This window comes from Parendozoicomonas verongulae, from assembly GCF_009711465.1.
GTDB lineage: Bacteria > Pseudomonadota > Gammaproteobacteria > Pseudomonadales > Endozoicomonadaceae > Sansalvadorimonas > Sansalvadorimonas verongulae.
The window spans coordinates 6,532-6,876 of record NZ_SMME01000727.1; the positions used below are offsets into that span (position 1 = coordinate 6,532).

Below are 345 nucleotides of genomic sequence, written 5' to 3' on the forward strand. Positions count from 1 at the left end.
GCACTTCTCAGGTTACTACGATTACTATTGCTTCCTTCCGCTCTACGTCTTTTGTGGTCAGAAGCTGTTGGTCAGCTATTTGCGCCCGGCCAGTGTTGATGCAGCAAAACATGCCTGGGCTATTTTGGCGCTACTGGTCAAGCGCCTCAGAGCAGAATGGCCGCAGGTGAAAATTCTGTTTCGTGGCGACAGCGGTTTCTGTCGCCCAAGGCTTATTAGCTGGTGTGAGCGCAAAAATGTGGACTACATCATTAGTATAGGAACGAACTCTCGTCTGGAAAATCTGGCTTTGGACGTACGATACCGGGCTGCGACCCAGTATGCAGAAACAGGTCAGAAACAACG

General features: G+C 50.4%; 1 protein-coding gene. It reads left to right on the forward strand.

The window, feature by feature from the left end:
- On the forward strand, positions 1-345 hold a 345-nt coding region (locus tag E1189_RS04095; RefSeq protein ID WP_155158792.1), incomplete at both ends, for a transposase.